The sequence below is a fragment of the Allobosea sp. Root483D1 genome (genome assembly GCF_001429505.1).
GTDB lineage: Bacteria > Pseudomonadota > Alphaproteobacteria > Rhizobiales > Beijerinckiaceae > Allobosea.
This window is the reverse complement of sequence record NZ_LMJW01000002.1, coordinates 1-16,025: the sequence shown is the minus strand read 5'-3', so window position 1 is coordinate 16,025 and position 16,025 is coordinate 1. Positions and strand designations below refer to the sequence as shown.

At 67.6% G+C, this 16,025-nt stretch carries 16 protein-coding genes and 1 pseudogene; 7 read left to right on the top strand and 10 right to left on the bottom strand.

Annotated elements, in window-relative coordinates:
• Window positions 1-6 precede the first annotated feature (6 nt).
• Window positions 7-1,038, top strand: coding sequence for a flagellar basal body P-ring formation chaperone FlgA (flgA, locus tag ASE66_RS06140; protein WP_162262451.1), 1,032 nt, complete (start codon window positions 7-9; stop codon window positions 1,036-1,038).
• A gap of 11 nt (window positions 1,039-1,049) precedes the next feature.
• Window positions 1,050-1,814 (top strand): flagellar basal body L-ring protein FlgH, encoded by a 765-nt coding sequence (flgH, locus tag ASE66_RS06135; protein ID WP_413814249.1) that lies wholly within the window; start codon window positions 1,050-1,052, stop codon window positions 1,812-1,814.
• Between the two features lie 260 nt (window positions 1,815-2,074).
• Here flgH and ASE66_RS06130 read toward each other — a convergent pair whose 3' ends face one another.
• Genes ASE66_RS06130 through ASE66_RS06095 form a run of 8 tightly spaced genes read right to left on the bottom strand, consistent with a single transcriptional unit; the run spans window position 2,075 to window position 9,134 of the window.
• Window positions 2,075-2,761, bottom strand: coding sequence for a class II aldolase/adducin family protein (locus tag ASE66_RS06130; RefSeq protein ID WP_057188736.1), 687 nt, complete (start codon window positions 2,759-2,761; stop codon window positions 2,075-2,077).
• A complete protein-coding gene (locus ASE66_RS06125) occupies window positions 2,758-3,615 on the bottom strand; it encodes a VOC family protein (RefSeq protein ID WP_057188735.1) in 858 nt (285 codons plus the stop codon). The genes ASE66_RS06130 and ASE66_RS06125 overlap by 4 nt, the downstream gene beginning before the upstream one ends.
• 40 nt (window positions 3,616-3,655) lie before the next feature.
• Window positions 3,656-4,513, bottom strand: coding sequence for a VOC family protein (locus tag ASE66_RS06120; RefSeq protein ID WP_057188734.1), 858 nt, complete (start codon window positions 4,511-4,513; stop codon window positions 3,656-3,658).
• Window positions 4,510-5,256 (bottom strand): ABC transporter ATP-binding protein, encoded by a 747-nt coding sequence (locus tag ASE66_RS06115; protein WP_057188733.1) that lies wholly within the window; start codon window positions 5,254-5,256, stop codon window positions 4,510-4,512. Before ASE66_RS06115 ends, ASE66_RS06120 begins: the two co-directional genes overlap by 4 nt.
• Entirely contained in the window at window positions 5,256-6,026 is a 771-nt protein-coding gene (locus tag ASE66_RS06110; RefSeq protein WP_057188732.1) for an ABC transporter ATP-binding protein, read from the bottom strand. Before ASE66_RS06110 ends, ASE66_RS06115 begins: the two co-directional genes overlap by 1 nt.
• On the bottom strand, window positions 6,023-7,042 hold the full coding sequence (locus tag ASE66_RS06105; protein ID WP_057188731.1) for a branched-chain amino acid ABC transporter permease: 1,020 nt from the start codon (window positions 7,040-7,042) through the stop codon (window positions 6,023-6,025). The genes ASE66_RS06110 and ASE66_RS06105 overlap by 4 nt, the downstream gene beginning before the upstream one ends.
• Window positions 7,039-7,908, bottom strand: coding sequence for a branched-chain amino acid ABC transporter permease (locus ASE66_RS06100; protein WP_057188730.1), 870 nt, complete (start codon window positions 7,906-7,908; stop codon window positions 7,039-7,041). Before ASE66_RS06100 ends, ASE66_RS06105 begins: the two co-directional genes overlap by 4 nt.
• A 20-nt stretch (window positions 7,909-7,928) precedes the next feature.
• Window positions 7,929-9,134: an ABC transporter substrate-binding protein gene (locus tag ASE66_RS06095; RefSeq protein ID WP_082613246.1), complete on the bottom strand. Its 1,206-nt coding sequence runs from the start codon at window positions 9,132-9,134 to the stop codon at window positions 7,929-7,931.
• Window positions 9,135-9,388: 254 nt separating this feature from the next.
• Between ASE66_RS06095 and ASE66_RS06090 the strand changes: the two genes are divergently transcribed.
• The 5 genes from ASE66_RS06090 (at window position 9,389) to ASE66_RS06070 (ending at window position 14,011) form a co-directional block, all read left to right on the top strand.
• Window positions 9,389-10,102 carry a GntR family transcriptional regulator gene (locus tag ASE66_RS06090; protein ID WP_057188729.1) on the top strand — a complete coding sequence of 238 codons (714 nt, stop codon included), beginning with the start codon at window positions 9,389-9,391 and terminating at the stop codon, window positions 10,100-10,102.
• Window positions 10,099-10,839: an SDR family NAD(P)-dependent oxidoreductase gene (locus tag ASE66_RS06085; RefSeq protein ID WP_057188728.1), complete on the top strand. Its 741-nt coding sequence runs from the start codon at window positions 10,099-10,101 to the stop codon at window positions 10,837-10,839. The genes ASE66_RS06090 and ASE66_RS06085 overlap by 4 nt, the downstream gene beginning before the upstream one ends.
• 30 nt (window positions 10,840-10,869) lie before the next feature.
• A complete protein-coding gene (locus ASE66_RS06080) occupies window positions 10,870-12,375 on the top strand; it encodes a 2-hydroxymuconic semialdehyde dehydrogenase (RefSeq protein ID WP_057188727.1) in 1,506 nt (501 codons plus the stop codon).
• An 80-nt stretch (window positions 12,376-12,455) separates the two neighbouring features.
• On the top strand, window positions 12,456-13,238 hold the full coding sequence (hpaH, locus tag ASE66_RS06075; protein WP_057188726.1) for a 2-oxo-hept-4-ene-1,7-dioate hydratase: 783 nt from the start codon (window positions 12,456-12,458) through the stop codon (window positions 13,236-13,238).
• An 11-nt stretch (window positions 13,239-13,249) separates the two neighbouring features.
• The gene (locus ASE66_RS06070) at window positions 13,250-14,011 is read left to right on the top strand and encodes an HpcH/HpaI aldolase family protein (RefSeq protein ID WP_057188725.1); all 762 of its coding nucleotides are present in this window, start codon (window positions 13,250-13,252) and stop codon (window positions 14,009-14,011) included.
• A 104-nt stretch (window positions 14,012-14,115) separates the two neighbouring features.
• On the opposite strand, the gene dksA is transcribed toward ASE66_RS06070, so the two are convergent.
• Both dksA and ASE66_RS32450 read right to left on the bottom strand, forming a co-directional pair.
• The gene (gene dksA / locus ASE66_RS06065; protein ID WP_057188724.1) at window positions 14,116-14,538 is read right to left on the bottom strand and encodes an RNA polymerase-binding protein DksA; all 423 of its coding nucleotides are present in this window, start codon (window positions 14,536-14,538) and stop codon (window positions 14,116-14,118) included.
• Between the two features lie 1,123 nt (window positions 14,539-15,661).
• Window positions 15,662-16,025, bottom strand: a pseudogene (locus ASE66_RS32450) (MBOAT family protein); the annotation flags it as partial.

Genomic DNA, 16,025 nt, shown 5'->3' with positions numbered 1-16,025 from the left:
AGCCAGATGATCCGCTCCATTCTCCTGATCGCGACCATGAGCGCGATTCCCGCCTTGTCATTTGCAGAGGCGGTGGTTCCGGCCGGCGAACGTGCGCCCGCTTCCGCGCCGGCGACAACCAGCAAGCTCAAGCTGAAGTCCGACCTCACGCTGTCGCGCGACATCGTCGGCTTCGGCGACCTGATCGTCGGCCTGTCGCCGCAGGATGCGGCGCTGCCGGCCTTCCGCGCGCCGGCGCTTGGCGAGACCGGGACCATCCAGGTCAGCCGCATCGTCGAGGCGGCGGTCAAGCAGGGCCTGCTGCGCGACGCGCAGGACCTCGACGGCCAAGGCGTCGCCCAGGTGGTGGTGACCCGCGCGGCGCGCCGGATCACCGGCATCGACGTCGAGGCCGCGGTGAAATCGGCCCTGCTCGAACGCTTCGGCTTCGACGGGCGCGCCTTCGCGCTGCTGCTCGACGGCGGCGCGCCCTCCGTGGTGGTCGAGCCGGAACTGACCGGCGATCTCGCGGCGCTCGACCTGAACTACGATACGCGCACCCGCCGCGTCACCGGCCGCCTGACCATGCCGGGCAGCGCTGCGACCCGGCTGAAGCCGGTGCGTGTCTCGGGCCAGCTGGTCGAGACGACGGAGGCCGTGGTGTCGCTGCGCACGATCGCACGTGGCGAGACGCTCAAGGCATCCGACGTCACCATCGAGCGCCGGCCGCGCGATGCGCAGTTCAACGACGTGATCGGCGAGGCAAAAGCTGCAGTCGGCAAGGTCGCCAAGCGGATGCTGGTGGCGGGCTCGGTACTGCGCAGCGGCGACGTCCAGCGCGAGGAGATCGTCGGGCGCGGCGACATCGTCACGCTCTTCTACGAAGGGCGCGGCATCGCGATCAGCATGCGTGGTCGCGCCAACGAGGCCGGCGCCATCGGCGACGTCATCTCGGTCACCAATCCCCAGTCGAAGCGCGTGCTGCAGGGAACCGTCACCGGTCCCGGGCGCGTCAACGTCAGCCCGCAGGGCGGCGGCCAGATCGCCGCTGCCCGCTGAAGACGACCCCATTGCTCCAGTTGCGGACCGTTACCATGACCCGGACCAACCCATTCGCCATCCCCGCCACCCTCGGCCTCGGCCTGATGCTGGGCGCTTGCGGCGCCGCCGACAGGCTCGCCAATGTCGGCCAGGCGCCGGCGCTCTCGCCGATCGAGGATCCGACCGCCGCCAAGGGCTACAAGCCCGTGCAGATGCCGATGCCACCGATCGAGCACGCCTCCTTCGCGCCGAACTCGCTCTGGCGCACCGGCTCGCGGGCCTTCTTCAAGGACCAGCGCGCCCGCCAGGTCGGCGATCTTGTCACCGTCAAGGTCAAGGTCACCGACCGGGCCCAGCTCGACAACACCACCAAGCGCAGCCGCAAGAACGGCGAGGATCTCGGGGCCGAGAATTTCTTCGGTTCCGAGAGCAAGTGGAAGAAGAACGCCGATCCCAGCTCGTTCCTGAAGCTCGACTCGGATTCGTCGAGCGAAGGCACCGGTTCCGTCCGCCGGGCCGAACAGCTAACCACCAATGTTGCGGCCGCCGTCACCCAGACCCTGCCGAACGGCAATCTGGTGATCGAGGGCAAGCAGGAAATCCGGGTCAATTTCGAGGTGCGCGAGCTGATCGTCGCCGGCGTGATCCGGCCCGAGGACATCGAATCCGACAACACGATCGAGTCGGCCAAGATCGCCCAGGCCCGCATCGCCTATGGCGGCCGCGGCCAGATCACCGATGTGCAGCAGCCGCGCTACGGCCAGCAGGTGATGGACATCCTGCTGCCGTTCTGAGGCATGTCCCGGAAAAGTTGAAACCGGTTTTCCGAGACAGGACATGCCTGAAAGATAATTCCGATCCCCAGGTTCCCGGCGCGACGGCAACGCTCCCCACGTTCCATGCCTTCGCGCCGGCCGGCGGTCTCTCCCGAGCCGCCTTTCCTCCCGGCCGCCCGCTTACGCTCCCCAAGCTATTCAAAGCTGGCGGCCAGAAGCCCCGCGCCCTCCCGCGCGGGGCTTTGCTTTTTTGCGATATCGGCTGGTGCCGGCGGCCTTCAGCGCTGCGCCGTCGTCAGATAGGCCCACATCCGGTCGAGGATGGCGCCGGACCATGTGGCGCGCTGCGCCGCTTCCGCCTCGCCGAGGATGGCCCCGCTCTCGGCGATGCCCGCCGCCCGGGCCTCGAACTCGATCCGCGCCGCATCCTCGAGATACCAGGTCAGCACCACGGCCTCTTCCAGGCTCTTGCCCGCCGTCACCGCGCCATTGCCGCGCATGACGATGGCGCGGGCCGCGCCCATCTGCTCGGCGAGCGCCGCAGCCTGCTCGTCATTGCGCAGCAATTGCGGATCGTCCCAGAGCGGCGGCTGCGGCGCGAAATAGCTGCCGAAGCCATGCCGCGGCTGCGGCGTGATCCGGGCCGTGCCGAGCGTCATCACCCGCTGCGGCATGGAGCGCACGACGCCGCCGATTTCGGGCCGACGGCGATAGATCTCGCGATGGATGCGGACCTCGCCGAGCACGCCGTCAGGCAACGGCCCGTGTAGCGGGACGACGCTGCAGGCATCCTCGTCCGCGACGAGCCCAAGCGGCTTTGCCGGCGAGACCAGGAAATGGCCCTCGTCGAGGCGCAAGGTGCAATGGCCATAGGCGTGGACGAGGCCATGGCGCGCCAGTGCGCGCCCGGCCTGCCGGACCAGATCCTCCTGCGCGGCGCTCGGCCGCGGCGATGTCATGCTCATTTGTTGAATTCGGCGATGTTGGGCTTGGCGCCCCATTTGCAGAAGCCCTTGGGCTCGAACATGTACTGCCGTTCGCGCCAGAGCAGCTCGTCGGCGATCTCGCGCACGCCGCTCGAATATTCGAAGACCATGCCGTCCGGCCCCTCGAAATACAGGAACTTGGCGGAGGAGGTCGGGTGCCGGCCGGGGCCGAAGACCATGCGCACCTGCCGGTCCTTCAGGAACTGGTGCGAGCGCATGATGTCGTCGCCGGTCTCGACCTGATGGTTGATGTGCTGGATGCCGGGCTTGGGCGAGGGAAACAGTGCGATGGTGTGGTGGACCTCGTCGATGCGCAGCAGCGGCGCGTCGCCGATCCGGTCGGAAACCTGCGCATTGGTGACCTTGGTCCAGAAGGCCTCGTCGCGGGCGAGATCGCTGGAGCAGATCCCGACATGGCTGAAGCCGGTGATGCCGGCATCGCGCGCGCCGTGATAGCGCCGCCCGCTATAGCCCGGCCGCCAGGCGAGCTCGATCGGATTGCCGGTCGGGTCGCGGAAGGCGATGAAATCATGGACCTTGCGCAGCGCCGCCTCCGATGCGGTTCCACGCCGGACCGGGTGGCCGAGCGCTTCGAGCTGCGCCGCGGCTTCATCGAGGTGGAGTTGCTCCTCGACCTCGAAACACACGACCTGGTCGCCCGGGTCACCTTCGAAATAGCAGAGCGTGTGCTCGCGCTCGTCCGACTTGAAATAGACCGAGCCCTTGGCGCGCTCGGCGACGTCGAGGCCGAGATATTCGGTGGCGAAATGGGTCGCGCCCTCGAGATCGCGGGTCCCGAGCCGGACATAGGAGACATCGGCAAGCTTGATCATGGTCGCTCCTTCCTGCCGGTTCAAAGCCGGCGAAGACGCTTCACTGATATTCGGGAATCTGAGTGTCGCTGCCCCAGGCGCAGAAGGATTCGCGCTTGCGCGGGAACTGCCGGGCGCGGCGAGGGGAGGCGAGGCGCTCGCCCTCGGCGACATAGGAGAAGTTGACGCCGTCCGGACCGGCGAAGCTCAAGAAGAGCTGCTGCGAGGCGGTGCGCCGGCCGGGGCCGTCGACGATGCGGGCCTGGGCGCCGCGCAGATGGTATGCGTTCTGCATGACGAGATCGACATCCTCGACGCCGAACTCGATGGAGAGGACGCCCTTCTCCTGCGAGGGATGCACGGCGATGCGATGATGCGCCTCGTCGAAGCGGATATAGGCGGCTTCGCCGACCCAGTCGCTGACCTTGCCGCCGAGCAGCTTGGTCCAGACCTGCTGGTCGGAGGCGTCGGGCGCGCCGCGCAAGGCGATCGCCTCCAGCCCGGTGATGCCGGCATCGCGTGGGCCGTGATAGCGCCAGCCCGATTCCAGCGGCCTGACTACCAGTTCGATGTCGTAGCCGGCCGCCATCCGGAACGAGATGAACTGCCGGACCTTGCGGACGGCGCAGGCTTCGGCATCGCCGCGCGTCACCGTGAAGCCCGCGCCCTGCAAGACGCGCTCGGCATGAACCAGCGCATCGGGATCGCGCACCTCGAAGCCGATCGCCTGGCCGGCGTCGAGTCCATCGACATAGACCAGCGTGTGGTCGCGATAATCGGAGCGGAAATAGGCGGCCGTCTCGGTGCGGTCGACCAGTTGCAGGCCGAGGATGCGCGAGGCGAAATCGGCCGCACCCTTCAGGTCGGCTGTGCCGAGCCGGACATAGCGCAATTGCTCGATCGTGATCGCGTCGCTCATAGCCCGAGATGCTCTCTCTGAAAATCCTTGTCCGCCAATAGCGTTCCTGACGGCCCGTCGAAGACGACGCGGCCATGGTCGAGCACCAGCGCCCGCTCGGCGAGCTTCAGCGCCATAGCGAGGTTCTGCTCGGCGATCAGCAAGGTATAGCCCTCGCCGCGCAGGCGTCCGACGGTGCCGATGATGACCTCCTCGATCGCCCGTGGCGAGAGGCCTTCGCTCGGCTCGTCGAGCACGATCAGGTCGGCCTGCGTCAGCAAGGCGCGCGCGATCGCGAGCAATTGCCGCTCGCCGCCGCTGAGCGCGCCGCTGGAAAAGGAGCGGCGCTCGGCGAGGCGCGGGAAATCCTCGTAGATGCGCTCCTTGACCCAGCGCCGGTTCGCCTGCTTGCGCGACCAGAGACCCGCCATGGTCAGGTTCTCGTCGACGGTGAGATTGGCGTAGACGCCGCGCCCCTGCGGCACGAGCGCGACGCCGAGCCGGGCGATCCGGTGCCCCGGCCAGCCGGCGACCTCCTGGCCCTTGATCGCGATGCGGCCGGAGATCTGCGGTTCGAGCCCGAACAGGGCCGAGCAGAGCGTGCTCTTGCCGGCGCCGTTGCGGCCGAGCAGGGCCACCGCCTCGCCCTGCGCCAACGAGAAGTCGACGCCGTGCAGGACGCGCACCCCGTCATAGCCGGCATCGAGCCCGGCGACGTCGAAATAGGTCGCGCCCACCGGCTGTTGCTGCGCTTGTGCTGACATCATGCGGCCTCCCCGAGCGACGCGCCGAGATAGGCGGCCTGCGCGCCCTCATGCGCCTTGATCGCATCGGGCGTATCGCAGGCGATCAGCCGGCCGAGATCGAGCACGGCGACGCGGTCGCAGACGCCGAAGACGATATCGAGATCATGCGCGATCAGGATGGTCGAGAGGTCCTCGCCGAGCGTGCGGACGACCTCGATCAGGTGCTCGCCCTCGGCACGCGAGAGACCGGCGGTCGGCTCGTCGAGCAGGAGCACGCGCGGACGCATCGCCAGCGAGACCAAGACGTCGACGATGCGCTGCTCGCCATAGGAGAGGCCTGAGACCAGCAGCTCGGCGCGCTCGCGCAGCTGGGCGCGTGTCAGCAAGGCGTCCGCCGCCTCGTCCGCTGCCGCGACCGCCTTGCGGCTGCCGAACCAGCCATAGCCTTCGCCCGCCCGCGACCGGGCGGCCAGTGCCAGGTTCTCGCGGACGCTGAGTTCCGGGAAGGCCATGCTCTTCTGGAAGGTGCGCACCAGTCCGGCGCGAACGCGGACGTCGGGCCTGGCCCTGGTGATGTCCTCGCCGGCGAAGGCGACCCGGCCCTGATCGGGGATGAGGAAGCCAGTGACGATGTTGAACAACGTTGTCTTGCCGGCGCCGTTGGGGCCGATCAGGCCGAGGCATTCGCCCTGGCCGAGCGTGACCGAGACGTCGTTCAGCACCTTCAGCCCGCCAAAGGACTTGGCAACGCCTTCGATCGCGAGAGCAGGCACTGGGTTCGCGCTCATGACCGGCTCTCCGCATCCTTCCGCCGTCCGAACGCGGCCTTGAGGCCGGCGACGACGCCCTTCGGCATGATCATCACGGTCAGCACGAAGACGAGCCCGACGACCAGCTGCCAGCGATCGGTGTAGGACGAGACATAGGTCTGGATACCGAGATAGATCGCCGAGCCGATGAAGGCGCCATAGAGCGAGCCGACGCCGCCGATCACCAGCATGATGATCATCATCGCCGACATCGTCCAATGCACGGCATTGGGGCCGACATACTGGTTGACGAAGGGGTAGAGCGCGCCGGCGGCGCCGGCGATGCCGCCGGAGGCGACCAGCGCCATCAGGCGGATGCGCGGGATCGAATAGCCGAGCGCGCTCATCCGGAGCTGGCGTTCGCGCGTGCCCAGCAGGGCCCGGCCGATCGGCGCCGTGACGAAGGAGCGGGCGGCGTAATAGGCGGCGAGCGCCAGCACGACCGAGGCGAGATAGAGCGCAACGCCGTTGTTGAGCGGGATCGTGGCGAAGCCGGTGTGCAGCGTCAGCACCGGGAAACCGCGCAGGCCGTCGGCGCCGCCGGTGACCTCGCGCCAGTGGAACACCACCTCCCAGACGATCTGCCCGACGATCAGGCTGAGGATCAGGAAGAACAGGGCGATGGTGCGCATCACCACGATGCCCATCAGCAGCGCAGCCGCCATGCCGGTCGCGATGCCGACAGCCAGCATGACGACGATGTCGGCGCCCAGCGCCTGCGAGGCGATCGCGGCGACATAGGCCGCGCCGCCGAAGAAGACGGCGTGGCCGAGCGAGACCAGCCCGCCGAAACCGACGAGCAAATCGAGGCTGAGCACGGCGGTGCCGATGATCAGGATCTCGGCGAGGAAGCGCAGCTGGTAGTCGCCGGCGAACAGCAGGGGAATGGCAGCGGCGAGGGCAAGAAGGGCAAGCTTCGCGGTCAGCGGCAGGCCGCGCCGCTCACTGGCGGGGCGCGTCTCCACGCGGCCGGTCCCGTCGGCGATCGAGCTCATACCTGCCTCACCTTCCTGGCAACCAGCCCTTCGGGCAGCGCCACCAGCAGCGCGGCCATGACGGCGAGGGCGACGACATTGGAGAATTCCGGCACCCAGACCTTGGAGAAGGTCATGGCGAAGCCGAGCAGCAGGGCGCTCAGCACCGTGCCGCGGAAGGTGCCGAGCCCGCCGGCGACGACCACGATCAGCGCCAGGATCAGCACCTCCTCGTCGAGGCCGGGATAGGCCGAGAGGATGCCGGCGCCGAGCGCACCGGAAATGCCGCCAAGACCCGCCGAGATCACCAGCACCGCGGTGAAGATCCGGCGCGTGTCGAGGCCGAGGGTCTCGACGAAGCCGCGATCGGTGACGCAGGCCCTGACCACCGCGCCCCAGATGGTGCGGTCGATCACGAACCAGAGCGCGAAGGCGAGCGCCGCGCCGAAGCCGATGATGAAGAGCCGGTAGATCGGGAACGGCATGTCCATGATGAAGACGACGCCGCGCAACGCTTCCGGGATCTCTGCCGAGAGGATCTGTGCTCCGAAACCCCAGCGCATCAGGTCGGCGAAGATCACCGACAGGCCATAGGTCAGCAGCACCTGCATCAGATGGGTACGCTGATAGAACTGCCGGAACGGGAAGCGCTCGAGCAGGAAACCGGCGAGGCCGGCCGCCACGAAGGCGACCGGGAAGGCGAGCCACCAGGGCGCGCCCGAGGCCAGCCAGTAGACGCCGACATAGGCGCCGAGCAGGAAGAAGGAGCCGTGGGTCAGGTTGACGAAGTTCATCAGGTTGAGCACCACCGACAGGCCGAGCCCGGTCAGCAGCAAGAGCATCGAGAACGACAGCGCGTTCAGGCTCTGGACGGCATAGAAACCCACGGAACCGTTCCTTCCTCGCCTCAGGCCACCGGGCCCGGATCGCGCACGCCCTTATAGGTGTGGATCACCTGGTTGACCGGGATGCCGCCGGCGCCTTCCCTGATCTCGTTGACGTAGATGTCGAGGATCGCCTGGTTGTTGCGCGGGTCGAACGGCATCGGCCCGAACACCGTCTCGACCTCCTTGGCGAGCAGCGCTTCCTTGACCTTATCCTTGTTGGAGAGGTCGCCCTGGACGCGCTCGATGGTGGCCTTGATCACCTGGCCGGTGACGTAGCCGGCCGTGCCCATCTCGCCCGGCATGGCGTTGCGGATCGCTTGATAAGCCTTGGTGAAGGCTGCCGAGCTCGGTGCCGTCGGCGACTGGTTGCAGGTGTTGAGCCCGCCGAGCGCCGCTTCCTTGACGGCAGAGACCACATCCTCCTGGTCGAACAGCGCGCCGCTGCCGATCAGCTTGATCTTGCCGTGCAGCCGGTACTCGCGCATCTGGCGCAGGAAGCGCACCGCGTCAGAGCCGGCGAAGAAGGAAAAGATGAACTCCGGCTTCTCGGCCGCGATCGTCGTCAGCAGCGGCCCGAAATCGGTGGTGCCGAGCGGTGCCCAGAGCTGCTTGCCGACCTTGCCGCCCTGCTGTTGATAGCTGGCGACGAAATCACCGACGGATTCGCGGCCGGCGGCGTAATCGGCGGCGATGGTCAGGCAGCCCGACTTGCCGAGCTTCTCGAAGGCCCACTGGCCGGCGGTGTGGCCGAGCATCCAGTTGGTCTTGGTCGGCCGGAAGACGAAGGGGCTCGCCGCCTTGCGGGCGAGATCATTGGCCGAGCCAGCGGAGATGAAGGTCAGCGCCTTGGCTTCGGTCACGACGTCGCGGACGGCGAGCGCCACCGCCGATGAGATCACGCCGGAGACGATGTCGACATTGTCCTGGCCGATCAGCTTGCGGAATTTGCGCACGCCCTCGTCGGGCTTGGCCTGATCATCCTCGACGATCAATTCGACGGCGCGGCCGGCGAGCTTGCCGCCATTCTCCGCCAGGAACATCTGCATGCCGGCGCGCATGCTCTCACCGAGCGCCGTGAACGGCCCCGACAGCGAGGTCACCATACCGATCTTCAGCGGCTTGTTGGCGGTCTGCGCCAGGGCCGGTGCGCCGATCGCGCTGGTCAGAGCAGCGGCGCCCGCTGAGGCGATGAAGTCGCGGCGGGAAAGTGGAAAGCGCTCGGTCATGGGACGTCCTCCAACGGGGCGGTCTTGGTGCCGCCCGATCGACCGGCATCCAACAAGATCGATGCAGGGCTGTCAATCTTATTTCGATATTTTTTCAGAAAGCGACGCGCGGAACTCGTGGCCTCTTTGATTAATCTCTTTGTTTTACGGCGATACAAGAGAATGCGGCGGCGATTGAGTGTTCCGTTCAGGATTGTAATTTCGAAATTTGATGCTAGAGAGGGGCATCGACAACAGGAGCTGCGCGCTTCGGAATGTCCTCATCCGACAAGACCCTGGCCGACCGGACCTACCGCCAATTGCGCGGCGACATCGTCAACGGCCGCCTCGCGGCCGGCAGCAAGCTGAAGCTCGAAGGGCTGGCCCAAGACTATGCGGTCGGCATGTCGCCGCTGCGCGAGGCGCTCGCCCGGCTGATGGGCGATCTGCTCGTCGTCTCGGAGGGGCAGCGCGGCTTCTGGGTGGCGCCACTTTCGCTCGACGAGCTCGACGACGTCTCGCGCGTCCGCGCCCTGATCGAGACCGAGGCGCTCAATGCCGCGATCCGCAACGGCGATGCAGAGTGGGAGCGCGAGGTCACGGCGGCGTTCGAAGCGCTGGCGGCAGTGGAAGAGCATCTGCCGCATACCAGCGACGCCCTGCCGCCGGAGCAGCTCGAAACCTGGGAAGCGCGCAACCGCGCCTTCCATGCCGCGCTCGTCTCGGCCGCGGGATCGCCGATGCTGATCAAGCTGCGCGACCTGCTCTACCAGCAATCGGAGCGCTATCGCCGCGTCTCGCTCAATGTCTCGCGCGGCTGGCGCAACGTCCATGACGAGCACCGCGCCATCTACGACGCCACCATGCAGCGCAACGCACTGCGCGCCTGCCGGATGACCGAATTGCACCTCGCCCGCACGGCGCAAGAGGTGCGCAAGGCGATGGCCGCGCTGGCGCAGGACGATGGCTTCACCGGAGGGAAGGCATGAGCGGCTTCGATTTGAGCGGCCAGACCATCCTGGTCACCGGTGCGGCCGGCGGCATCGGCGCAGTGACGGCGCAGGTGCTGGCGAACCTCGGCGCAAAACTCGTTCTCAGCGACCGCATCTCCTGCGCCGCGACGATCGCCGGGCTCGGCGCGCAAGCCGACGCTGCCCGTGAGGTCATCATCGACCTGCTCGACGACGAGGCGCCGCGGCGCCTGGCCGAGCAGGCCGGCGCGATCGACGCAGCTGTCCTTGGTGCCGGCATCTATCGCCCCGTCGATTGGGATGCGGGTGGCTGGGAAGAGGTCGCCGAGACGACCCTGTCGCTCAATCTGATGGCGCCGATGCGCCTGGCGCGGGAACTCGTGCCCGCCATGGCCGCGCGCGGCGGCGGCCGGGTCGTCCTCGTCGGCTCGATCGTCGCGGCGACCGGCGGCTCGTTCCCGGGCGTCGGCCCGCATTATGCCGCGTCCAAGGGTGGGCTGCACACGCTGGTGCGCTGGCTCGCGGCCCGCTTCGGCGGGCAGGGCGTGCTGGTCAACGGCGTCGCGCCGGGGATCACCGACACGGCGATGGTCGGCGTCCACGATCTTTCGGCAGCGCTGGCGCGCCATCCACTCGGCCGCGCTGCCCGGCCGGAGGAGATCGCCTGGCCGATCGCCTTCCTCTGTTCTCCGGCCGCGAGCTTCGTTTCGGGCGCCATCCTCGACGTGAATGGCGGCGCGATGATGCGCCCATGACGACAACGACAACAAACCGGGAGTGAGATGATGAACAGCGCCGTTCCGCGCTATCAGGGCGCTGCTGTCAGTGCCGAGACCGCCCGCCTGTCGCATTTCATCGACGGGCGCTTCGTGCCGGCCGGCCGCCGCAGCTTCGAGAACCGCCATCCGGCGACCGGCGAAGTGATCAACCTCGTGCCGGAGGCCGACTCGGCCGCGATCGACGACGCGGTCAAGGCCGCGAAGCGTGCCCTCAAGGGCCCGTGGGGCAGGATGAGCGAGCAACAGCGCTCGGCCATCCTGCGCAAGGTCGCCGACGGCATCATGGCCCGCTTCGACGATTTCCTCGCCGCCGAGGTGCTCGACACCGGCAAGCCGAAGAGCCTCGCCTCGCATATCGATATTCCGCGCGGCGCCGCCAACTTCAACGTCTTCGCCGACCAAGTGCTGACGCTCTCGACCGAGACCTTCCGCATGGCGACGCCTGACGGCGCCGGCGCGTTGAACTACGCGATCCGGGGCCCGCGCGGCGTCATCGCCGTGGTCTGCCCGTGGAACCTGCCGCTGCTGCTGATGACCTGGAAGGTCGCGCCGGCGCTCGCCTGCGGCAACACCGTCGTGGTCAAACCCTCCGAGGAAACGCCGACGACGGCGACCATGCTCGGCGAGATCATGAACGAGGCGGGCGTGCCGCCCGGCGTCTACAATGTCGTGCACGGCTTCGGCGAGGACAGCGCCGGCGAATACCTGACCAGCCACCCGCAGGTCGACGGCATCACCTTCACCGGCGAGACGCGGACGGGCGAGGCGATCATGCGCGCTGCCGCAAAGGGCGTCCGGCCGGTTTCGCTCGAGCTCGGCGGCAAGAACGCCTCGCTGGTCTTCGCCGATTGCGACATGGACAAGGCGATCGAGGGCGTCGGCCGTGCGGTCTTCGCCAATTGCGGCCAGGTCTGCTTGGGCACCGAGCGCGTCTATGTCGAGCGGCCGATTTTCGATCAGTTCACCCAGCGCCTGAAGCTGGCGGCTGAGAAGTTGACACCGGGCAATCCGTTCGAGGCCTCGACCACGCTTGGCCCGCTGATCAGCCAGGTCCATCGCGACAAGGTGCTGTCCTACTACGCCAAGGCGAAGGCTGAGGGCGCCGAGATCATCACCGGCGGCGGCGTGCCCGAGCTGCCGGCGCCTTACGCCGCCGGCTCCTTCGTCGAGCCGACGATCTGGACCGGCCTCTCCGAGGGTTCGGCCGTCATGCGCGAGGAGATCTTCGGCCCCTGTTGCAACATCGTGCCCTTCGACGAGGAGGACGCCGTCATCGCGCTGGCGAACGACAGCCCCTATGGCCTCGCGACCTCGATCTGGACCGAGAACCTGACGCGAGCCCATCGCGTCGCGGCAGAGGTCGAGGTCGGCATCACCTGGGTGAACTCCTGGTTCCTGCGCGACCTGCGCACGCCGTTCGGCGGCTCCAAGCAGTCCGGCATCGGCCGCGAGGGCGGGGTGCACTCGATGGAGTTCTACACCGAGCTGCGCAACGTCTGCGTCAAGCTCTGACGGCCTCCGCTTTTTCACCACATCCGGCGGTCGCCCGCAGCGACCGCGGTCTCTGCCATCGCGACACAGGACAAAAAGCCATGCTGACTGAAGCCCAGCGCGCCCAGGTGGTGCGGTCTTTGCTCGAGAGCCACCGCACCAAGAAGCAGGGCGAGCGCCCCTCGCAGATGTTCCCCGAGATCAAAATCGAGGACTCCTATGCGATCTCCTCGGCCGTAGCGCAGGAGCGCGTCAAGGCCGGCGCTCGCATCATCGGTCACAAGATCGGCCTGACCTCGAGGGCGATGCAGGCCTCCTCGAAGATCGACGAGCCCGATTACGGCTATCTCTTCGACGATCTCCTGCTGAATGACGGCGCCAAGGTGAAGTTCGAGAATTTCTGCGTGCCGCGCGTCGAGCCGGAGCTGACCTTCATCCTGAAGGAGCCGCTGAAGGGGCCGGGCGTCGGGCTGATCGACGTGCTCAGGGCGACCGAATATGTCGTGCCCTCGATCGAGATCATCGATGCGCGCGTCACCGAGCCGCGCAAGATCTTCGACACCGTGGCCGACAACGGCGCAGCCGCCGGCATCGTGCTCGGTGGCCGGCCGGTCCGGCCTGAGGATGTCGACCTGCGCTGGGTCGGCGCGATCTTCTACCGCAACTCGGAGATCGAGGAGACCGGGCTCGCCGCCGGCGTGCTCGGCCACCCGGCAATGGCGATCGCCTGGCTCGCCAACAAGCTCGCGCCGTTCGACATCACGCTGAAGCCGGGCGACCTCATGCTGTCGGGTTCCTTCACCCGGCCGGTCTGGGCTAACAAGGGCGACACACTGCACGCCGATTTCGGGCCGCTTGGTAGCGTCTCCGTGCAGTTCGTCTGAAGGAGCCGTCGATGGATCTGCCCCGCAACGCCTTCAAGGCCGCGCTCGCCCGAGGCGAGCTTCAGATCGGGCTGTGGAGCAGCCTGTGCAGCCCGATCGTCGCCGAGATCATCGGCCATAGCGGCTTCGACTGGATCCTGGTCGACACCGAGCATTCGCCGAACGAGCCGCCGGCCGTGCTCGCCCAGCTTCAGGCGATGCAGGCCGGCACCGCGACGCCGATCGTGCGCCCGGCCTGGAACGATCCGGTGCTGCTGAAGCGCCTGCTCGACATCGGCACGCAGGCGGTTCTCGTACCCTTCGTCCAGAACGCGGAGGAGGCCGCCAAGGCTGTCGCCGCCTGCCGCTATCCGCCGGCCGGCATCCGCGGCATCACTGTGAGCGGGCGTGGCAGCCGCTATGGCCGCGTGCCGGATTATCTCAAGCGCGCCGATGCCGAGATCTGCGTCCTCGTGCAGGTCGAGACCGGCGAGGCCCTGAGCCAGCTGGAGGCGATCGCCTCGGTCGATGGCGTCGACGGCGTCTTCATCGGCCCGGCCGATCTGTCCGCCTCGCTCGGCCATATCGGCAATCCCGGTCATCCCGAGGTCCAGGACGCGATCAAGGGCGCGGCCAGCCGCCTGACGGCACTCGGCAAGCCGGCGGGCATCCTGACCCCGTCCGAGGCCGATGCGCGCCGCTACATCGAATGGGGCTACCGCTTCGTCGCGGTCGGCTCCGATCTCGGTCTGCTCACCAAGCACGCCGACGCGCTGGCGAAGACGTTTTGGTAGAACACAGACCAACTTGCCTGATCGGCCGGTCGGCCTTCCACGCAAAAGGCCCCGCAGCGAGCTGTGGGGCCTTTTTAGGATGAAGCGCGATATCCGCGTTCGACTCAATCGTCCCTGAAGACCCGCTCATTGCGCTCATGGCGCTCCTGGGCCTCGAGCGAGAGGGTCGCGATCGGGCGGGCTTCCAGGCGCTTCAGCGAGATCGGCTCGCCGGTCTCCTCGCAAAAGCCGTAGGAGCCGTCCTCGATGCGGGAAAGCGCGGAGTCGATCTTGGAGATCAGCTTGCGCTGACGATCACGGGCGCGCAGCTCGATGGCACGGTCGGTCTCCGAGGAGGCGCGGTCGGCGATGTCAGGATGATTCTCGCTCTCGCTCTGCAGGGTGACCAGGGTTTCCTTGGCCTCCTTGAGGATCTCCTCCTTCCAGGCGAGCAGCTTGTTGCGGAAATACTCCCGCTGCCGCTCATTCATGAACGGCTCGCTATCGGAGGGCTTGTAGTCAGGGGCAAGACTGATCTGCTTCGACATGGCAGGCCTTCTGCATGAGCGTTCGAAGGCCCCGCCGGCTTTGCCGTGTCGAGGCCGCCGATTTGGCGTCCTTATAGCGATTGGTCACATAAGGAACAATCGCTTTCGCGCAGCCGTGAACAAGCTGGCAAAGGGCTGGAAAATCAGCGCAATCCGACGATGGCTGCGGCAATGTCGGCCGCGAGCGGCACGGCGATTTTCCGGCGGTAGTGAGTGTGGTCGAAGTAGTTGTCCGGCTCGTGATTCTCCGGCCGGTCGACGCGCCAGTCGACGAGAGCGGTGCGCGGGCGCTCCGCGGCGAGTCTGGCATAGGTGTCGCGGCAGGCGGAGTCGGCATCCGCCCCGGATGTGCCGGGTACCGGCAGTCCCGTAATGATGCTCGGCGGCCGCACGAGCACGACCGGCACGCCGGGGGCGGCACGCTCCAGCAATTCGCGCAGCGCAACGGCCGCCGGGAATTGCCCGGTCAGGTTGCCGCCGCTGATGTCGAGCTGCTTGCGCAATTCGCTGCGAAGCTTCGGGTCGGCAACGTAGCCCTGGGCCTCGTAGCCGGCCTCATAATCCCAATAGCCGTCGGGGCGTGCGCGCTCCGGCGAGCGCGTCGCGAGATAGCTCAGACGACGCAGGCTTTCCTCGATGGCATCGAAGCGCAGCAGTCCGCGCAGATAGACGAGGTGCGAGCGCTCATACAGCCAGAACGGGAAGGGGCGGTCGACCGGCAGCTCCGGGTCCGCAAAGCACCAGCGCACGTCGACGCCGATCACCAGCGCCTTGGCCGGCTCCTTGCGATTGCGCAGGAACCAGTCGAGCAGGACGAGAGTCTCGCGCGGGCCGGTGGCGGGGGCGATCAGCGAGACGAAGGGGATGCCGGTTTGCTGCGTCAACTGCTCCGGCGAAATCAGCTGGACATGCGAGTTGCCGAAGACCGCGCCGGCGAAGGCCGGATCGCGGCCGCGGCTGGCGGCAGCGGTGCGCGGGCCCTGCGGCCTCACGCCGGTCTTGAGCGCGAAAGGTGAGCGCCCGCTGTCGTAGGGGTCGACCAGGAGACCGAGCGCCAGCAAGGCCGCCGCGACACCCGCCGAGGCCAGCAGGAAGGTCCGGACGAAGCCGCCCCAGCGCNNNNGCCGATCTTGAACAGGATCAGTACGAAGAGGATGGCGGTGAGGACCGCGAGCCAGCGTGCCGGGGTCGCCTTGTGCACTGCCGCCCAGGCGGTTGGGCCGATCATCGCGACGGCGATCGCGGGCACGAAGGCGCGCCATTTGAAGCCGGTGCCGACCGGGCCCAGGCCGAGCATGCCCTTGTAGACGGCGAGCGCCGCGTCGAAGGAGGTGGCGCGGAACAGCACCCAACAGAAGGCGACGAAGACGAAGGTCAGCACCCAGCCGAGCAGCTTCGGCATCGGCAGCCCGGCGCGGCGCCATAGAACGCCGATGGCGAGCACGACGCCATGCGCCACGCCCCAGGCGACGAAGTTGAGGCCGGCG

What these genes read in the sequence shown, in the direction of transcription:
- flgA (WP_162262451.1), top strand. Translation starts at nt 7, where the DNA reads ATGATCCGCTCCATTCTCCTGATCGCGACCATGAGCGCGATTCCCGCC.
- ASE66_RS06130 (WP_057188736.1), bottom strand. Translation starts at nt 2,761, where the DNA reads ATGAGCATGACATCGCCGCGGCCGAGCGCCGCGCAGGAGGATCTGGTC.
- ASE66_RS06125 (WP_057188735.1), bottom strand. Translation starts at nt 3,615, where the DNA reads ATGATCAAGCTTGCCGATGTCTCCTATGTCCGGCTCGGGACCCGCGAT.
- ASE66_RS06120 (WP_057188734.1), bottom strand. Translation starts at nt 4,513, where the DNA reads ATGAGCGACGCGATCACGATCGAGCAATTGCGCTATGTCCGGCTCGGC.
- ASE66_RS06115 (WP_057188733.1), bottom strand. Translation starts at nt 5,256, where the DNA reads ATGTCAGCACAAGCGCAGCAACAGCCGGTGGGCGCGACCTATTTCGAC.
- ASE66_RS06110 (WP_057188732.1), bottom strand. Translation starts at nt 6,026, where the DNA reads ATGAGCGCGAACCCAGTGCCTGCTCTCGCGATCGAAGGCGTTGCCAAG.
- ASE66_RS06105 (WP_057188731.1), bottom strand. Translation starts at nt 7,042, where the DNA reads ATGAGCTCGATCGCCGACGGGACCGGCCGCGTGGAGACGCGCCCCGCC.
- ASE66_RS06095 (WP_082613246.1), bottom strand. Translation starts at nt 9,134, where the DNA reads ATGACCGAGCGCTTTCCACTTTCCCGCCGCGACTTCATCGCCTCAGCG.
- ASE66_RS06090 (WP_057188729.1), top strand. Translation starts at nt 9,389, where the DNA reads ATGTCCTCATCCGACAAGACCCTGGCCGACCGGACCTACCGCCAATTG.
- ASE66_RS06085 (WP_057188728.1), top strand. Translation starts at nt 10,099, where the DNA reads ATGAGCGGCTTCGATTTGAGCGGCCAGACCATCCTGGTCACCGGTGCG.
- ASE66_RS06080 (WP_057188727.1), top strand. Translation starts at nt 10,870, where the DNA reads ATGAACAGCGCCGTTCCGCGCTATCAGGGCGCTGCTGTCAGTGCCGAG.
- hpaH (WP_057188726.1), top strand. Translation starts at nt 12,456, where the DNA reads ATGCTGACTGAAGCCCAGCGCGCCCAGGTGGTGCGGTCTTTGCTCGAG.
- ASE66_RS06070 (WP_057188725.1), top strand. Translation starts at nt 13,250, where the DNA reads ATGGATCTGCCCCGCAACGCCTTCAAGGCCGCGCTCGCCCGAGGCGAG.
- dksA (WP_057188724.1), bottom strand. Translation starts at nt 14,538, where the DNA reads ATGTCGAAGCAGATCAGTCTTGCCCCTGACTACAAGCCCTCCGATAGC.